Genomic DNA, 15,085 nt, shown 5'->3' on the forward strand with positions numbered 1-15,085 from the left:
ATATAGCACAAAACCGCCAGTCAACCCAGGCTCAGCGCTTGGTCCTGGCGTTCTTGCGGCTCGCCGTCTTGCGTCCACCACTGGTGTCTTTGCGACGCCCACTCCCGGCAGCCGCTGCGGTCTTCGCCACCTTCGCGCCTGCACGTGACCGCGCCGCGTCGGGCGCCGCACCACCGCGCTTGACGAGGCGATCTTCTTCCCGGACATCAGCCAACTCGTCCTGGGCAGACCAGGAGCCCATGCCACCGGCCTTGGCCTTGCGCCTGGAGCCCCCACTGCGAGGCTCTTCGCCCTCTGTCACCATGCGGAAATCGATTTTTCGTGTATCAAGATCCACCCGGCTGACCTGGACCCGCACGCGCGCACCGATGCCGTAACGAATGCCACTGCGCTCCCCACGAAGCTCCTGGCGCGCCTCATCAAAACGGAAGTACTCGCCGCCCAACTCCGTCACGTGGATGAGCCCCTCGACGTACAAGCCGTCGAGCTGCACAAACAAACCAAATGAGGTGGCCGCCGTGACGGTGCCGCCATACTCTTCGCCCAGGCGCTCACGCATGAACATGCACTTCAGCCAGGCCTCCACGTCACGCGTGGCCTCGTCAGCCCGGCGCTCGTTGGCACTGCAGTGAATGCCTGCAGTTTCCCAGGCCTGCGCCTCGGCCGGCGACAACTTGCCTTTGCTGGCCTTGATGATCGCCTTGTCCAGGCCCTGAGTGACAAGCCCCTTGCCGCCCTTGCTGCCCTTGCGCACCGTGCCCACGGACGACACCACCGAGGCCGGCAACACGAGCTTGTAACGATCCTTGCCCAGCAAGGCCTTGATCACGCGATGCACCAGCAAATCCGGATAGCGACGGATGGGACTGGTGAAGTGGGTGTAAGCCTCATAGGCCAAACCAAAATGCCCGGCATTGACCGGGGTGTACACGGCCTGCTGCATGGACCGCAGCAACATGGTGTGAATCTGCGTGGCGTCGGGCCGATCTTTGGTGGCCTCGGCAATGGCCTGGAAATCACCTGGACGCGGCTCTTCGCCCAGGCTCAGCCCCAGCCCCAGCGCCTTGAGGTAGTTCTTGAGGGTTTCTCGTTTTTCAGGCGTGGGGCCTTCGTGCACCCGATAGAGCGCCGGGTGCTTGGCCCGCAGGATGAAATCCGCCGAACACACGTTGGCCGCCAGCATGCATTCCTCGATCAAGCGATGCGCCTCCGTGCGCGTGCGCGGAACGATCTTGGCAATCCGGCCATTGTCGTCACAGATGATCTGGGTTTCGGTGGTGTCGAAATCAACCGCTCCGCGGTGGGTGCGCCCCTTGAGCAAGGCCCGATACACCTCGTGGAGGTGCAACAAATGAGGCACCAGCGCCTCTCGCCTCATGGCCTCGGGTCCACGTGTATTGCCCAAAATGGCCGCCACCTCGGTGTAGGTGAATCGCGCATGTGAATACATGACCGCCGGATAGAACTGGTAGGCGTGCAATTCACCATCGTGGGTGATCACCATGTCACACACCATGCAAAGCCGCTCAACGTCAGGGTTCAATGAACACAATCCGTTGGACAGCTTCTCGGGCAGCATGGGGATGACGCGCCTGGGAAAATAGACCGACGTTGCTCGCTCATAGGCATCTCGGTCCAGTGCCGCATCGGGTCTGACGTAGTGACTGACGTCAGCGATGGCCACGATCAGGCGCCACCCGTTGGGCGCACGGGAGCGGCCGATCTTGGCGGGCTCGCAATACACCGCATCGTCAAAGTCCCGGGCATCTTCGCCATCGATCGTCACCAGCGGGACATCGGTCAAATCCACCCTGCCCCGCTTGTCGGCAGGCCGCACCTTGTCAGGCAGCTTTTCGGCCTGTGACAGCGTGTCATCGCCAAAGCGGTGCGGCACCTCGTACTTGCGCACGGCAATTTCGATTTCCATGCCGGGGTCGTCGATGTCACCCAGGACTTCGGCAATGCGCCCCACCGGCTGGGCGTGCAAGGTGGGCGCCTCGGTCAACTGGACCGACACCACCTGTCCCGGCTGCGCCCCTCCCAGTGCCTTGGGTGACACGATGACGTCCTGGCCATAACGCCGATCTTCGGGCGCCACCAGCCACATGCCGCCCTCGTGCAACAAGCGCCCGATGATGCGGGTGGATTTGCGCTCCAGGATGTCCAGCACCAGACCCTCAGGCCGCCCTTTGCGGTCGAATCGAACCACCCGCACCTTCACGCGGTCGCGGTGCATGACTGCACGCATCTCTTGTGGCGACAAAAAAACAGACGATGCACCGTCGTCGGTGACCACAAAACCGTGGCCATCGCGATGCCCCTGGACCGTGCCCACGATTTCACTCATCAGGCCCACAGAAAGATTGGATGAACTTGTCATGCTTTGTATTTTGATGCTATAGTTTTGGTCTTCGCTGATCGGGAAGATTTTTTGTCTTTCATTTGTCTTTCGCAGCGGCCGCACCACACAACAACCATTGGGCGCCAACAGACAGAAGATGGGTGCATGGTGATGGCAAGCGACTGATGCAGCGATGTGTATTTGCCCAGGTGGCGGAATTGGTAGACGCACTAGTTTCAGGTACTAGCGGGTAACTCCGTGGAGGTTCGAGTCCTCTCCTGGGCACCAAGATCGAGGCCGACAGATGTTTCATCTGTCGGCTTTTTTCGTTGCTGGCCTGCCGTGGAACCGACCTGCCGCGATAGATCATCCGCATGGCATCAGGGTACATGATTGGCAGGCTTTCCACACCAGACCCAAGGGAGAGGCTCACTTGTGGCGAGCGCCCCACATCCATGATGCCGAACACCAACAGGCCGCCCGAATGCCGATCTTCAGAAAAATCATGCTATAGTTGCGATCTTGGTTGATGCAGCGCACAGCTGAAAAGCAAACAAAGCATCGACCTGACAAGTACCTGCCCAGGTGGCGGAATTGGTAGACGCACTAGTTTCAGGTACTAGCGGGTAACTCCGTGGAGGTTCGAGTCCTCTCCTGGGCACCAATAAAAAGCCGACAGATTTCTGAATCTGTCGGCTTTTTTCTTGGTCAACGTTGGTCAGCCAACAGGCATGCCACACCAATTCGACACAAAAAACCCGCCACGGTGGGCGGGTTGAGCTGATCAGCTTTCCTGATGCCGCTTGAGCACCACGTCCGGGCGCATGGTGTCGTACTCTTCGAACGGCTGATGAATCCAGGGGCTGGTGGGCAGCGTTTCCACAAAATACTCCGGCGTGTAGGTCGAGACCCCCTTGACCCACAAGACCGCAGAGCGCAACTCGGAAATCGCAGGCATGGCGCGCAAGCGGTCCACGACCGCACGCAGGGTCACCCCCGAATCAGCCAGGTCGTCCACCAGCAAGACCCGCCCAGCCAACTCCCCCTTGGGCATGGTGATGTACTTGGCCATGTCCAGCCGCCCCTGCAAGGTACCGCCATCGTCGCGATAAGAGCTGGTGGACATGATGCCCAACGGCTTGTCAAAAATGCGCGACAACACATCACCTGGCCGCATGCCGCCCCGAGCGAGACACAGGATCTGATCGAACTCCCAACCGGACGCATGCACTTTGAGCGCAAGCTTCTCGATCAGGCGATGGTATTCATCCCATGAAACATAGAGGTGTTTGCCGTCGTCGGTCAGCATGTCGTGAACTCCTTCTAGCTCAAGCCTTGTAAGGGTGGCGCAGCAAGATCGTGTGATCGCGGTCCGGCCCCGTGGAAACCATGTCGATGGGGGCGCCAATGAAGGCCTGCACACGCTCCAGGTAAGCGCGCGCGTTGGCAGGCAGTTGATCCCACTCGGTCAGACCGAATGTGGTGCCCTCCCAGCCGGGAAATGACTCGTAAATGGGCTCGCAGGCCACGATGTCATCGGCATCCAGAGGCAAGATGTCGACGCGCTCGCCGCGCAGCATGTAGCCAGTGCACACCTTGATCTCTGTCAGGCCGTCCAGCACATCCAGCTTGGTCAGGCAGATGCCAGAGATGCCATTGATCAGGACCGAACGCTTCAGCGCTGCGGCATCCAGCCAACCGCAGCGACGCGCGCGCCCCGTGACGGTGCCGCGCTCTTGCCCCACCGTAGACAGGTGGTGCCCGACGGTACCCGGCGTGTCCCAGTCCAGCTCGGTCGGGAACGGTCCGCTGCCCACACGGGTGGTGTAGGCCTTGGTGATGCCAAGGATGTAGTGCAACTTGTCAGGACCGACACCAGAGCCTGCCGCGGCGTTACCCGCCACGCAGTTGGACGAGGTGACGTAGGGATAGGTGCCGTGATCGATGTCGAGCAAGGTGCCCTGAGCGCCCTCAAACAGCACGCTGCCGCCGGCCACGTTGTGCGCATGGATGCGCACACCCACGTCGGCCAGCATGGGCAGGATCTCCTGGGCCGCAGTCATGGCCTGGTCGTAAATGGGCTGGAACTCCAGCGTGTTGGATTTGAGGTACCCGGACAAGGCGAAGTTGTGCAACTCCAGCAGTTCGGCCAGCTTCTTGGCGAAGCGCTCGGGGTGCTTCAGATCCTGCACGCGCAAAGCGCGACGGGCCACCTTGTCTTCATAAGCCGGGCCAATGCCCTTGCCTGTGGTGCCGATCTTGCCGCTGCCACTGGACTCGCGCAGGGCCTCGCGGGCCTTGTCAACCTCCACGTGGAACGGAAGGATCAGCGGGCAAGACTCGCTGATGTAAAGGCGCGAGCGAACATTCAGGCCCGCCTCTTCCAGGCGCTTGATCTCGGACAGCAAGTGAGTCGGGTCCACCACCACACCGTTGCCGATGTAGCAGGCCACACCTTCGCGCATGATGCCCGAGGGAATCAACTGCAGCGCCGTCTTTTTGCCATTGATGACCAGTGTGTGGCCAGCGTTGTGACCGCCCTGAAAACGGACCACAGCCGCTGCGTGGTCCGTCAACCAATCGACGACCTTGCCCTTGCCTTCGTCACCCCACTGGGTACCGACGACCACCACGTTACGGGCTGCAGGATTGCCGGCGCGCGCCGACGCTTGATTGCTATGCATGACAGATTCCTGTTTCGAGATCGCACCCGTGCGCTCAAAGCGCACGCAGCGTCCAACGTCCATCGACCAAGGCGAGCTCACGGTCGCAGTCGAATTCCTGGACGTCATGTTCATGTCCGGGCAGCACGCACACCACCGTGTGCCCCTGCCCTCTCAGTTCGCGCACGGCCTGCCGCAAAGCGACATCCTGCCCCCACGGCGCCCGGATGGCATGGCGAACGGCCAGCCCCACACGGGAGGCCAGCAAATCCGCCAACAGCTTGAGGTCCAGGCTGAAGCCAACCGCCGGACGACGGCGCCCAAACACGGCCCCCACCTCGTCATAGCGACCACCGCGCACGAGGGCATCGGCGTGACCTGCGCCATAAATGGCAAAGCGGGTGCCGCTGTAGTAGGCATAACCGCTCAGGTCTGAGAGGTCATAACCCACTGTCAGTTGGTCATGCCCCTGTCGCAGCGACATCGCCAGAGACTGGAGGCTGGCCAGCGCCGTGGTCACCAGCGGGTGCTGGGGCAGCGTCGCACGCGCCCGCTCGATGACTTCATCACCGCCATACAGTGAGGTGAGCATCACCAGGGTCTCGGCGGCGTGAGGCACCTTGGCCAAGCCAGGCAGGTTGCGGGCCAGCTCACGAAGCACGGCCACATCTTTGGCCGTGAGCGCAGCAACCACCGCCTCACGAGCGGCCTTGTCGAGTTGAACCCCCAGGCCTTCAAGCACACCGTCCACCAGACGGACATCGGCCAGGTCCATCACCAGACCGTGACCCAGCTCACTGCCCTGAAGACCCTGGAGGGCCAGTTCGGCCACCTCCAGATCGGCCTCCAGGCCACCGTGTCCATAGATTTCTGCGCCCAGCTGCAAAGGCTCGCGGCTGGCATGGGGACTGCCCGGGCGGGTGTGCAACACCGGCCCGCAATAGCACAGCCGGGTCACCGCCTCGCGGTTCAACAGGTGTGCATCAATGCGGGCCACCTGCGGGGTGATGTCGGCGCGCAAGCCCAAGGTTCGACCACTGAGTTGATCGACCAGCTTGAATGTCTTCAGGTCCAGCGCGTGACCCGTGCCAGACAACAGAGATTCGATGTGCTCGAGCATGGGGGGCATGACCAGCTCGTAGCCATAGCTGCGCGCAGCGTCAAGCCACACACGGCGCAACTCCTCCACACGGCGAGCTTGCGCAGGCAAAACATCAGCGATGTGCTCTGGCAATAGCCAAGCAGACGACATAGGGAAAACGGGTGGGGGTTAAAACCGCCATTCTACCGGCGGAATGCAAGGCTCGGGACTGAAATGCACCCCGAGCGGCAAGTGGGCGTCAGCCCTTGCGGACAGCGTGTCAGGTGGTCATCAACCACAAGATCAGCAGCCCCAGGCACATGCTGAACAAGCCAACGGAGCGCAACTGACCGTCCTCCAGCTTGAGAATCTGCTCAAACATTTTGCGCCAGCCAGCAGGGTTCAGGGCAGGCATCAAACCTTCGAGCACGAGGAACAAGCCCAGTGCCATCCACAGCGCATCATTCACAGCTTGCAGCCTTGACAGGGACCCAAGGATGGGCGACTCGCGGGGCTGCGGCAGGCACACCAGACTGCCGCCAGCCCCACGCCAGCACCCTCATCGAGCGGTGGCACCGCCCCGCATGGTCTTGAAGAAATCGCTGGAAGGGTCCAGAACCATCACGTCCGACTTGTTGCGGAAGGACATCCGGTAGGCATCCAGGCTGCGGTAGAACTGAGCGAACTGAGGATCACGACCAAACGCCTCAGAGTAGAGGGCTGAGGCCTTGGCGTCACCGTCACCCTTGATCTTCTGTGCATCACGGTAGGCCTCGGCCACGATGATTTCTCGCTGGCGGTCGGCATCGGCGCGGATCTTTTCGCCTTCTGCTGCCCCGGTCGAGCGCAGTTCGTTGGCCACGCGCTTACGCTCGGACTCCATGCGGCGATAGACCGCATCAGTGATCTGCGCGGAGAAGTCAACACGGCGAATGCGCACATCGATGATCTCGATACCGAAGTTTTTGGCATCGTCCGCAAGACGAGCCAGCACGCCCTGCATGACGCGCTCACGATCGGTGGCCAACACGGCCGACACGGTTCGCCGGGTCACCTCTTCGTTCAGCGCGGCCTGCACGATGGGCGACAGGCGAAGCTCCGCGTTCCGGATGTCCACCCCGTTGTTTCGGATGAACTGACGCGGCTCGGTGATGCGCCACTTGATCAGCCAGTCCATGACCAGGCTCTTCTTCTCGGCGGTGAAGATGGGGCGGGGGTCAGGACTGTCCAGCGTCTGGATGCGACGATCCAGGTAGACGACGTTCTGAAAGGGTGCGGGCGCCTTCCATTTCAGTCCGGGCTCGCTGATCACGTCCTTGATTTCACCCAAGGCATACAGCACGGCAAATTGCCGCTGGTCCACCACAAAGAGGGTTGAAGAGGCGAACACCAGCAACAGCAGGGCGCCCACCAGAAAGGTTCCAATGCGATTCATGGTCTAGTTCCTTGCAGCGCGGTGTTCAACGGACGTCGCGGTCGCGACTGCGGCTGCCGTCACGAGAACGCGCATCGGGCACCACCGGCGCCGTAGAGCTCGGCAGCGAAGACATGCCGTCATTGCCTGCGGGCGCTTGCGTCGGCGCCGGCGCACCGGCGGACTGCATCAACTTGTCCAGCGGCAGGTACAAGAGGTTGTTACCCTGCCGAGAATCCACCAGCACCTTGCTGACATTGCTGTAGATCTGTTGCATCGCGTCGATGTAGAGGCGGTCTCGCGTCACACCCGGGGCTTTTTGGTACTCGGCCAACACCGACTTGAAGCGCTGCGAATCACCCTCTGCCTGAGCCACCACACGTGCGGCATAACCAGCGGCCTCTTCGCGCAAGCGCGCTGCGGTGCCCTGGGCCTTGGGGATCACCTCGTTGGCGTAGGCCTGGCCTTCATTCTTGAGGCGCTCGCGGTCAGCGCCGGCCTTGAAGGCGTCGTCGAACGCCGCCTGCACCTGTTCTGGGGCCTGCACGCTTTGCACGTTCACGTTAGAGATCAGCACGCCCGCCTTGATCTTGTTGACCTGGGCTTGAATCGATTTGACGAGCTCGGTGGCGATGGCGTCGCGCTGCTCATACAACACGGAGTCCATGGTGCTGGTGCCAACGATTTCTCGCACCGCAGACTCGGCTGCCTGCAACACGGCCTCGTCGGGGCTGCGGTTCTCGAACAGGTAATCCCGGGCGTCGCTGAGCCGGTACTGCACGGTGAAGCGAATGTCCACGATGTTTTCGTCGCGGGTCAGCATGAAGCTGTCGCGCAGCCCCGTGCTTTGAACCACCGAGTTGTTGCCCACCTCCACCGATCGCAGTTGGGTGAGGTTGACGACCTCGTGCTGCTGGAATGGGTAAGGCGCACGCCAGCGAAGACCTGCCTCCACCGTGTGGCTGAAGCGCCCGAACGTGAGCACCACGCCCTGCTGCCCTTCCTGAACGATGAAGATGCCGCTTCCAGCCCACACCAGCGCCACCAGCCCCACCACCACCCCGATGCCGATGCCGGCACTGCGCGGATCGGGGCTCATGCTGCCGCCAGGCCCCTGATCTTGACCGCCGCCGCCATCACGCCCGGAAAACACGCCACTGAGCTTGCGATTGAAATCACGCCACAACTCATCGAGATCGGGCGGGCCGTCGTTGCGGTTGTTGTAAATGGCTTGCCCGGTCTGCAACGGATCGCGCCCGACCCGCAAGGCGTCGGTCACCTTCCAGGCCAGCCGACGCATCACACTCAAGGACAACTGGGCCGCCAAAGCCACCACATGCAGGGCTTTGGGCAGCGGCGGCACCGACCGCCGGTTTTCAGCTTGAGAAGACAGGTTCATGTTCGGATGGGAGGTTGAAGGACACCAGCCTCCGGGCTGGTCAGGACATCTGTGGCATTGTGCCTGTCAAAACGCGGATCTCGCGCTTGAGGGGACATCTCCGCACGACTCAAACGGTCTACGGCCCAATCGGCAATGACCTGCCTCAAGGTATCAAGCCCCTGCCCGTCACGGGCACTGACAAAGACACGAGGCACCTCATCACGGCTGGGCAATTCGTAGCTGTCTTGCACATGCAAGGGGCGCTGGCACTCGGGCAGCAAGTCCACCTTGTTGAACACCAGCACCTGAGGCACCTGCCCGGCGCCGATCTCATTGAGCACCCGCAGCACTTCGGACAGTTGCTCCTCCAGCACGGGGCTGGCGGCATCGACCACGTGCAACAGCACATCGGCCTCGGCAGCTTCTTGCAAGGTGGCTTCGAACGATTCAACAAGGGTGTGCGGCAGATCGCGGATGAACCCCACGGTATCCGACACCGTGATGCTGCGCCCCACTTCGGCGACATAAAGCTGGCGCGTGGTGGTGTCCAGCGTGGCAAACAACTGGTCGGCGGCGTAACTCGACGCCTTGGTCAAGGCATTGAACAGGGTGGACTTGCCCGCGTTGGTGTAGCCAACGAGTGACACCCTGAACGTGCCCGCACGCTCGCGAGAGCGCCGTTGGGTATTGCGTTGACGCTTGACCTTGATGAGCCGCTCTTTGAGCGACTTGATCTTCTGGTCGATCATGCGTCGGTCCAGTTCGATCTGGGTTTCGCCTGGCCCACCGCGATGCCCCACCCCGCCACGCTGACGCTCAAGGTGAGACCACCGGCGCACAAGGCGCGTAGACAGGTATTCGAGACGGGCCAGTTCGACCTGAAGCTTGCCCTCGTGACTGCGCGCTCTGGCGCCGAAAATTTCGAGGATCAATCCGATGCGGTCCAGCACTTCGACGCCCAGGTGGCGCTCCAGATTGCGCTGCTGCGCAGGCGACAACGCCTGGTCGAATATCACCGCCTGCGCCTGGTAGAGGGTCACCAGTTGCTTGATTTCGTCGGCTTTGCCCGACCCGACAAACAAGGCGGGGTCAGGTGCGCGCCGCTTGGCAGTGACGCGGGCGATGGGGGCGTCCCCCGCAGACTGGGCCAGCAACGCCAGTTCGTCCAGGGTGGGATCGAATGACGACGACGGTCCGAGGTCGACCCCCACCAGGATGACTTGGGGGGCTTGCAATCCGGTGTTCCGCGTCGTTGGAACGACCGCGGCAGCATCACCGGATTGCGAATGAGCAGTGTGTGTGGTGCTCACCCTTCGTTGGCTTCACCGGCGTGGAAGTTGACCGCACGGCCGGGCACAACGGTGGAGATGGCATGCTTGTAAACCATCTGAGTGACGGTGTTGCGCAGCAGCACCACGTATTGGTCGAAGGACTCGATGTGCCCTTGCAGCTTGATGCCATTGACCAGGTAGATGGACACTGGCACGTGCTCACGACGCAGAAGGTTCAGGAAGGGGTCTTGTAGAAGTTGCCCTTTGTTGCTCACGATATGCTCCGTGTTGAAAAGTTTCAGAGATGCCACCTTAACACAGGCGGGTGCGCCCAGGGTTTCTCCCCCTGGGATAAACGGTCAAAAAGTGTGAAGCCTCCAAGAGCGGCTTCAGTTTTTGTCGTCGAAGGGGTTGTGCCCGGACTTCATCTCGATGCGCAAGGGCGTCCCCTGCAGCTTGAAGTGCTCGCGGAAGCGGCTTTCGAGGTACCGTTTGTAGGCGTCCGTGACGTGCTCCAGCGCGTTGCCATGGATCACGATGATGGGCGGGTTTTGTCCGCCCTGGTGGGCATAGCGCAACTTGGGGCGCACGACGCCGGCACGCTTGGGTTGCTGATAGGCCACCGCCTCGGACAACAATCGGGTCAAGACAGGCGTCGGCATCTTGCGCGTGGCAGACGACCAGGCATCGCCCAGCGCTTTCCACAGCGGCCCCAGACCCTGACGCTTGATGGCCGAGATGTGCAGCACCTGGGCGAACTTCAGGAAGGACAGACGGTGCTCGATGGAGCGCTGCAGCATCTCACGTTGATAGCTGTCAACCGCATCCCACTTGTTGACCGCCACCACCACGGCACGTCCGGTTTCGTGGATGTAGCCTGCGATGTGCGCATCTTGCTCGGTGATGCCCTGGGTGGCGTCCACCAGCAGCAGAACCACGTGAGCATCGGAGATGGCCTGGAGTGTCTTGACCACCGAGAATTTCTCGATGGCCTCAAAAACCTTGCCTTTGCGCCTGAGGCCGGCGGTGTCGATGAGTTCGTAACGCTGTCCTTGCCGCTCAAACGGCACGGTGATGGCGTCACGGGTGGTGCCAGGCAGGTCAAACGCCACCAGGCGCTCTTCGCCCAGCCACGTGTTGATCAGGGTGGACTTGCCCACGTTGGGTCGGCCAGCAACGGCCAGCCGGATGGGGCGCTCAGCACTGCCATCGGCCAGGTCATCGTCTTCTTCGGGCTCGGGGATGTCCTCCAGCGCCAACTCCAGCAGGCTGCGCATACCCTGGCCGTGGGCGGCCGAAACCGCCAGGGGCTCGCCGATCCCCAGTTCGTGGAACTCGGCCAACTGAGGCGCCTCTTGCATGCCTTCTGCTTTGTTGGCAACCAGCAGGACCTTCTTGCGAGAAGCGCGCAGGTAGTTGGCGATGTCATGGTCCTGCGCTGACAGGCCCAGCCGCGCATCCACCACGAACATGACGACGTCGGCCTCCGCCACGGCCTGCCGTGTCTGCTTGGCCATTTCCTGAAAAATGCCGGACTTGCAATCAGGCTCGAAGCCCCCGGTATCGATCACGATGAACTCGCGCTGCCCCTGCCGACCTTCACCGTAGTGACGATCACGCGTCAGCCCGGCGAAATCAGCCACGATGGCATCGCGGCTCTTGGTCAGCCGGTTGAAAAGGGTCGACTTGCCGACGTTCGGGCGCCCGACCAGCGCGATGACAGGTTTCATGAGTCCTTCAGCAGCCCCTCAGGGCATCAATTCAAACGCAGGGCCAGCATGGAGCCCTTGCGTGTGGCCACCAAGAGCATGTCCCGGTGGACCAGTGGAGCACCCGCAAGTGGCGCATCGAGCTCATAACGAGCCACCGTGCGCCCATCCTCCAGCGACAGCACGTGCAGATAGCCTTGATCGTCTGCGGCGGCCACATGGCTGCCCCACATCACAGGCGTGGACAGCCCGCGTCGTGCAAAGCGGTCAACACGCCATTGCAACTGACCGTTCTCCATGGTCCATGCCGACAAACGGTCGGCCCCATCGGCGCCAACCACCATGCGCTCATCGGCGGCCACACCGCGGATGCCCGACTGAGGACGAGACCAGCGAACCGAGCCGCGATTGAGCTCGAGGCAGGCCACAGACAGCTGGAAGGTGCGAACACAGGCTTCGTCATCGGCACGTGCCAGCGGGCCGACAAGGTCGGCCAGCCGCTCGACCTCGTTGGTGCCACGAGGCGTGCCCACGTTCACATCAAAGCGCACTGTGCCGCGCGTGGGGTCGAGGCCCACCAGGCGCGATCCTTGGCCAACGAGCAAGGTGTCACGGAACGCAGCCAGTATGCCGCGCGTGGCCAGTGCCAGGGTGTCACCGCCCGGCCGCTGGTACTGCCACAGCCACCGCCCGTCCACGGCGTCATACGCCCGGACCTGGCGGTCCAGCATCATGATGAACACCCGCTCGCCAGCCACCAAGGGCGGCGTCGTGACGCGCCCCGGCAAAGGCTGACGCCACAGCAGTTTGCCCTGGTCGAGCACCAGCAGTTCATTGGCTTCGGACACCACGGCCGCGCGACGTCCATCGGTGCCCACACCGGCAGAGATGGACGCACCAAGTGCAGCACGCCAGCGCTCGGCACCGGTCATGGCGTCCCATGCCACCACCTCGCCGCGGTCACTGGTCAGGGCCACGGTGTTGTCGATCAGCACGGGGGTGAGATCGGCCGAGGTGGAGTCAACTCGCTGCTGCCACACCACGCTGACACGCGCTGAAGGCTGAAAGCTTTCAAGCTTGGCCGGCTCAGGTTTGCTGGAGCCACAGGCTGTCAGCACCAGGGTGGCCCCCGCCAAGGACACCGCCCAACCACCAAAACGCGCCCACGACGCTCGCTGCTTGTGCATCATCTGTGGCTCCGATCAGGACGCGGCCGGTGGGACAGGACTCGATTGGGGCGCATGGCCCAGCGCGGTCAGCTTGCCTTCAATCAGGCGCCGGTATTCGACCGTGGGATCCATGGCTTGCCACGCAGCCTGGTAGGCCTTCACCGCTTCATCGGTTTTGCCTTGTGCTTGCAGGATATCGCCTCGGCGGTCATCGGCCAGGGCGGTGAACTCGTCCGGCAACTTGGCCTCCAGGGTCTTGAGGGCTTCGTCGTGCTGTTTGGCGTCCAGTTGGGCCCCTGCCAGTCGCAGCCGAGCGATGGCCACCAAGTCAGGATTCTTGCCATGGTCAACCAGCCATTGGAGGGTTTCGCGCACGCGCTCTTCCTGGGCGGATTCAACCGCCATGCGGGCGGCCAGCAAGGCGCCTTGCTCGGCATAGGTGGTTCCGGCGTACTGATCTTTCAGGTCCAGAAACGCCTGGCGTACTTTATCGGCCTGCCCGGACTGGGCCGCACGGTCCATTTCTTCGTACAGGCCGGCGGCACCCTCCGCGCGCTGTTGCTGCCAGTAGAGGTAGCCGGTCCATGCCGCGTAAGCGGCCAGCACCAGCACCAAGCCCCAGGTGATCAGGTTGCCGTATTGCTTCCAGAAATGCTTGACCTGGTCAAGCTGCTCCTGCTGTTCTGAATCGAAAGTGGCCATGTGCGCTTGCCTTGCGGCGTGTGAGTTCAATGACTGAAGTGACGATTATGACTGCGTGGCAGCCTTGAGGTCGTCGGCCCAGGTGGTCAGCGACGACAGATCTTGGGCAACTTGCTGCCCCCCGTCCCGCAGCGGTTTGATGGTCACTTGCCCTTGGGCCAGCTCGTCGGGGCCAAACACCAAGGCGAAACGGGCGCCACTGGCGTCCGCCTTTTTGAACTGTGACTTGACGCTGGGGGGACCGTCCTTGCCCAGGGGGTGTTGCTGAACGCACACGCCTGCATCGCGCAGGTTCTCCAATGTCTGGAGCACTTGCGCCATGGGCGCACCTGCCATGACCACGGCATAGGCATCGGGGGCCACAGAGGGCGAGGACGCACCGACCTCCTGCAGCAGCAGCAACAGGCGCTCCATGCCCAGACCCCAGCCCACGGCGGGGGCGGGCTTGCCCCCCAGCTGTTCGATGAGCCCGTCATACCGACCACCGCCACAGACCGTGCCCTGAGCACCCAGGCGGTCGGTGACCCACTCGAACACCGTGAGGTTGTAGTAGTCCATGCCCCGAACGAGTCGGGGATTGATTTCGTAAGGCACCCCCACGGCATCCAGTGCATCACGCACCGCACGCAGGTGCGTCACAGATTCGTCGCCCAGAAAATCCATCAGCTTGGGCGCGGCCTCCACGATGGCCTGCATCGCCGGGTTCTTGGTGTCCAGGATGCGCAGTGGATTGCTGTGCAAACGCCTTCTTGCGTCGTCATCGAGTTGGTCTGCATGGGCCTCCAGATGACGGATGAGCGCCTCGCGATGGGCCAGGCGCTCAGCAGGCTGTCCCAGGCTGTTGAGCTGCAAACACACGTCTTTGCCCACGGCCAGCCCGAGGTCTCGCCACAGCGCTGCGGTCATGAGGATGACTTCCGCATCCACATCAGGTCCCGGAAAACCCAGGACTTCGGCCCCCACCTGATGGAACTGCCGATACCGACCTTTCTGAGGCCGCTCATGGCGGAACATGGGGCCGATGTAATAAAGACGCCGCCCACCTTCGTAGAGAAAGTTGTGCTCGTTCATGGCACGAACCACGCCTGCAGTGCCCTCGGGCCGCAAGGTGAGTCGATCGCCATTGAGGCTGTCCTCGAATGAGTACATCTCTTTTTCGACGATGTCGGTGACCTCACCCAGGCCGCGCACAAACAAGGCCGTGGGTTCAACGATGGGCGTGCGAACATTGTGGTAACCGTAGCGACGCATGAGGCGGCGCACGGTGTCTTCCAGCCACTCCCACCGCGCCGAATCGGGCGGCAGGATGTCGTTCATGCCTTTGATGGCCTTGAGTTGTTCTGCCATGGAATAG

Annotated in this window: 13 protein-coding genes and 2 tRNA genes; 2 read left to right on the forward strand and 13 right to left on the reverse strand. The window is 62.2% G+C overall.

The window, feature by feature from the left end; all coding sequences use genetic code 11:
* Window positions 1-31 precede the first annotated feature (31 nt).
* Entirely contained in the window at window positions 32-2,347 is a 2,316-nt protein-coding gene (rnr, locus tag WNB94_RS01505; RefSeq protein WP_445819011.1) for a ribonuclease R, read from the reverse strand.
* Window positions 2,348-2,544: 197 nt separating this feature from the next.
* On the opposite strand from rnr, the gene WNB94_RS01510 reads away from it, so the two are divergent.
* Together WNB94_RS01510 and WNB94_RS01515 are read left to right on the forward strand one after the other, a co-directional pair.
* A tRNA-Leu gene (locus WNB94_RS01510) sits at window positions 2,545-2,629 on the forward strand.
* Window positions 2,630-2,920: 291 nt separating this feature from the next.
* Window positions 2,921-3,005: transfer RNA gene (locus WNB94_RS01515), tRNA-Leu, on the forward strand.
* 120 nt (window positions 3,006-3,125) lie between these two features.
* On the opposite strand, the gene WNB94_RS01520 is transcribed toward WNB94_RS01515, so the two are convergent.
* The 12 genes from WNB94_RS01520 to hisS form a co-directional block, all read right to left on the reverse strand.
* A complete protein-coding gene (locus WNB94_RS01520; RefSeq protein ID WP_341387922.1) occupies window positions 3,126-3,650 on the reverse strand; it encodes a phosphoribosyltransferase in 525 nt (174 codons plus the stop codon).
* Between the two features lie 19 nt (window positions 3,651-3,669).
* Window positions 3,670-5,025 (reverse strand): adenylosuccinate synthase, encoded by a 1,356-nt coding sequence (locus WNB94_RS01525; protein WP_341387923.1) that lies wholly within the window; start codon window positions 5,023-5,025, stop codon window positions 3,670-3,672.
* A 34-nt stretch (window positions 5,026-5,059) separates the two neighbouring features.
* The gene (locus WNB94_RS01530) at window positions 5,060-6,256 is read right to left on the reverse strand and encodes an ATP phosphoribosyltransferase regulatory subunit (protein ID WP_341387924.1); all 1,197 of its coding nucleotides are present in this window, start codon (window positions 6,254-6,256) and stop codon (window positions 5,060-5,062) included.
* Between the two features lie 109 nt (window positions 6,257-6,365).
* On the reverse strand, window positions 6,366-6,536 hold the full coding sequence (locus WNB94_RS01535; protein WP_341387925.1) for a DUF2065 domain-containing protein: 171 nt from the start codon (window positions 6,534-6,536) through the stop codon (window positions 6,366-6,368).
* A 108-nt stretch (window positions 6,537-6,644) separates the two neighbouring features.
* Window positions 6,645-7,520 carry a protease modulator HflC gene (hflC, locus tag WNB94_RS01540; RefSeq protein ID WP_341387926.1) on the reverse strand — a complete coding sequence of 292 codons (876 nt, stop codon included), beginning with the start codon at window positions 7,518-7,520 and terminating at the stop codon, window positions 6,645-6,647.
* A 25-nt stretch (window positions 7,521-7,545) separates the two neighbouring features.
* A complete protein-coding gene (gene hflK, locus WNB94_RS01545) occupies window positions 7,546-8,799 on the reverse strand; it encodes an FtsH protease activity modulator HflK (protein ID WP_445819036.1) in 1,254 nt (417 codons plus the stop codon).
* A 95-nt stretch (window positions 8,800-8,894) separates the two neighbouring features.
* A complete protein-coding gene (hflX, locus tag WNB94_RS01550; RefSeq protein WP_341387928.1) occupies window positions 8,895-10,115 on the reverse strand; it encodes a GTPase HflX in 1,221 nt (406 codons plus the stop codon).
* A 71-nt stretch (window positions 10,116-10,186) separates the two neighbouring features.
* Window positions 10,187-10,426: an RNA chaperone Hfq gene (gene hfq / locus WNB94_RS01555; protein ID WP_341387929.1), complete on the reverse strand. Its 240-nt coding sequence runs from the start codon at window positions 10,424-10,426 to the stop codon at window positions 10,187-10,189.
* 114 nt (window positions 10,427-10,540) lie between these two features.
* The gene (gene der / locus WNB94_RS01560; protein WP_341387930.1) at window positions 10,541-11,881 is read right to left on the reverse strand and encodes a ribosome biogenesis GTPase Der; all 1,341 of its coding nucleotides are present in this window, start codon (window positions 11,879-11,881) and stop codon (window positions 10,541-10,543) included.
* Between the two features lie 26 nt (window positions 11,882-11,907).
* Window positions 11,908-13,050 carry an outer membrane protein assembly factor BamB gene (locus WNB94_RS01565; protein ID WP_341387932.1) on the reverse strand — a complete coding sequence of 381 codons (1,143 nt, stop codon included), beginning with the start codon at window positions 13,048-13,050 and terminating at the stop codon, window positions 11,908-11,910.
* Between the two features lie 12 nt (window positions 13,051-13,062).
* Complete coding sequence (locus WNB94_RS01570; RefSeq protein WP_341387933.1) at window positions 13,063-13,731, reverse strand: YfgM family protein; 669 nt, start codon at window positions 13,729-13,731, stop codon at window positions 13,063-13,065.
* A gap of 45 nt (window positions 13,732-13,776) precedes the next feature.
* Window positions 13,777-15,078 (reverse strand): histidine--tRNA ligase, encoded by a 1,302-nt coding sequence (gene hisS, locus WNB94_RS01575; RefSeq protein WP_341387934.1) that lies wholly within the window; start codon window positions 15,076-15,078, stop codon window positions 13,777-13,779.
* Between the last annotated feature and the right edge of the window lie 7 nt (window positions 15,079-15,085).

Origin of the sequence: Aquabacterium sp. A3 (assembly GCF_038069945.1) — a bacterium.
Classification (GTDB): Bacteria; Pseudomonadota; Gammaproteobacteria; order Burkholderiales; family Burkholderiaceae_C; genus Aquabacterium.

Bases quoted from the DNA above. Each gene is read 5' to 3' on its own strand.
- WNB94_RS01530 (WP_341387924.1), bottom strand. From the start codon at position 6,256: ATGTCGTCTGCTTGGCTATTGCCAGAGCACATCGCTGATGTTTTGCCT.
- rnr (WP_445819011.1), bottom strand. From the start codon at position 2,347: ATGAGTGAAATCGTGGGCACGGTCCAGGGGCATCGCGATGGCCACGGT.
- WNB94_RS01520 (WP_341387922.1), bottom strand. From the start codon at position 3,650: ATGCTGACCGACGACGGCAAACACCTCTATGTTTCATGGGATGAATAC.
- WNB94_RS01565 (WP_341387932.1), bottom strand. From the start codon at position 13,050: ATGATGCACAAGCAGCGAGCGTCGTGGGCGCGTTTTGGTGGTTGGGCG.
- der (WP_341387930.1), bottom strand. From the start codon at position 11,881: ATGAAACCTGTCATCGCGCTGGTCGGGCGCCCGAACGTCGGCAAGTCG.
- hflK (WP_445819036.1), bottom strand. From the start codon at position 8,799: ATGCGTCGGCTGGCCTGGAAGGTGACCGACGCCTTGCGGGTCGGGCGC.
- hflC (WP_341387926.1), bottom strand. From the start codon at position 7,520: ATGAATCGCATTGGAACCTTTCTGGTGGGCGCCCTGCTGTTGCTGGTG.
- WNB94_RS01570 (WP_341387933.1), bottom strand. From the start codon at position 13,731: ATGGCCACTTTCGATTCAGAACAGCAGGAGCAGCTTGACCAGGTCAAG.
- hisS (WP_341387934.1), bottom strand. From the start codon at position 15,078: ATGGCAGAACAACTCAAGGCCATCAAAGGCATGAACGACATCCTGCCG.
- WNB94_RS01535 (WP_341387925.1), bottom strand. From the start codon at position 6,536: ATGGCACTGGGCTTGTTCCTCGTGCTCGAAGGTTTGATGCCTGCCCTG.
- WNB94_RS01525 (WP_341387923.1), bottom strand. From the start codon at position 5,025: ATGCATAGCAATCAAGCGTCGGCGCGCGCCGGCAATCCTGCAGCCCGT.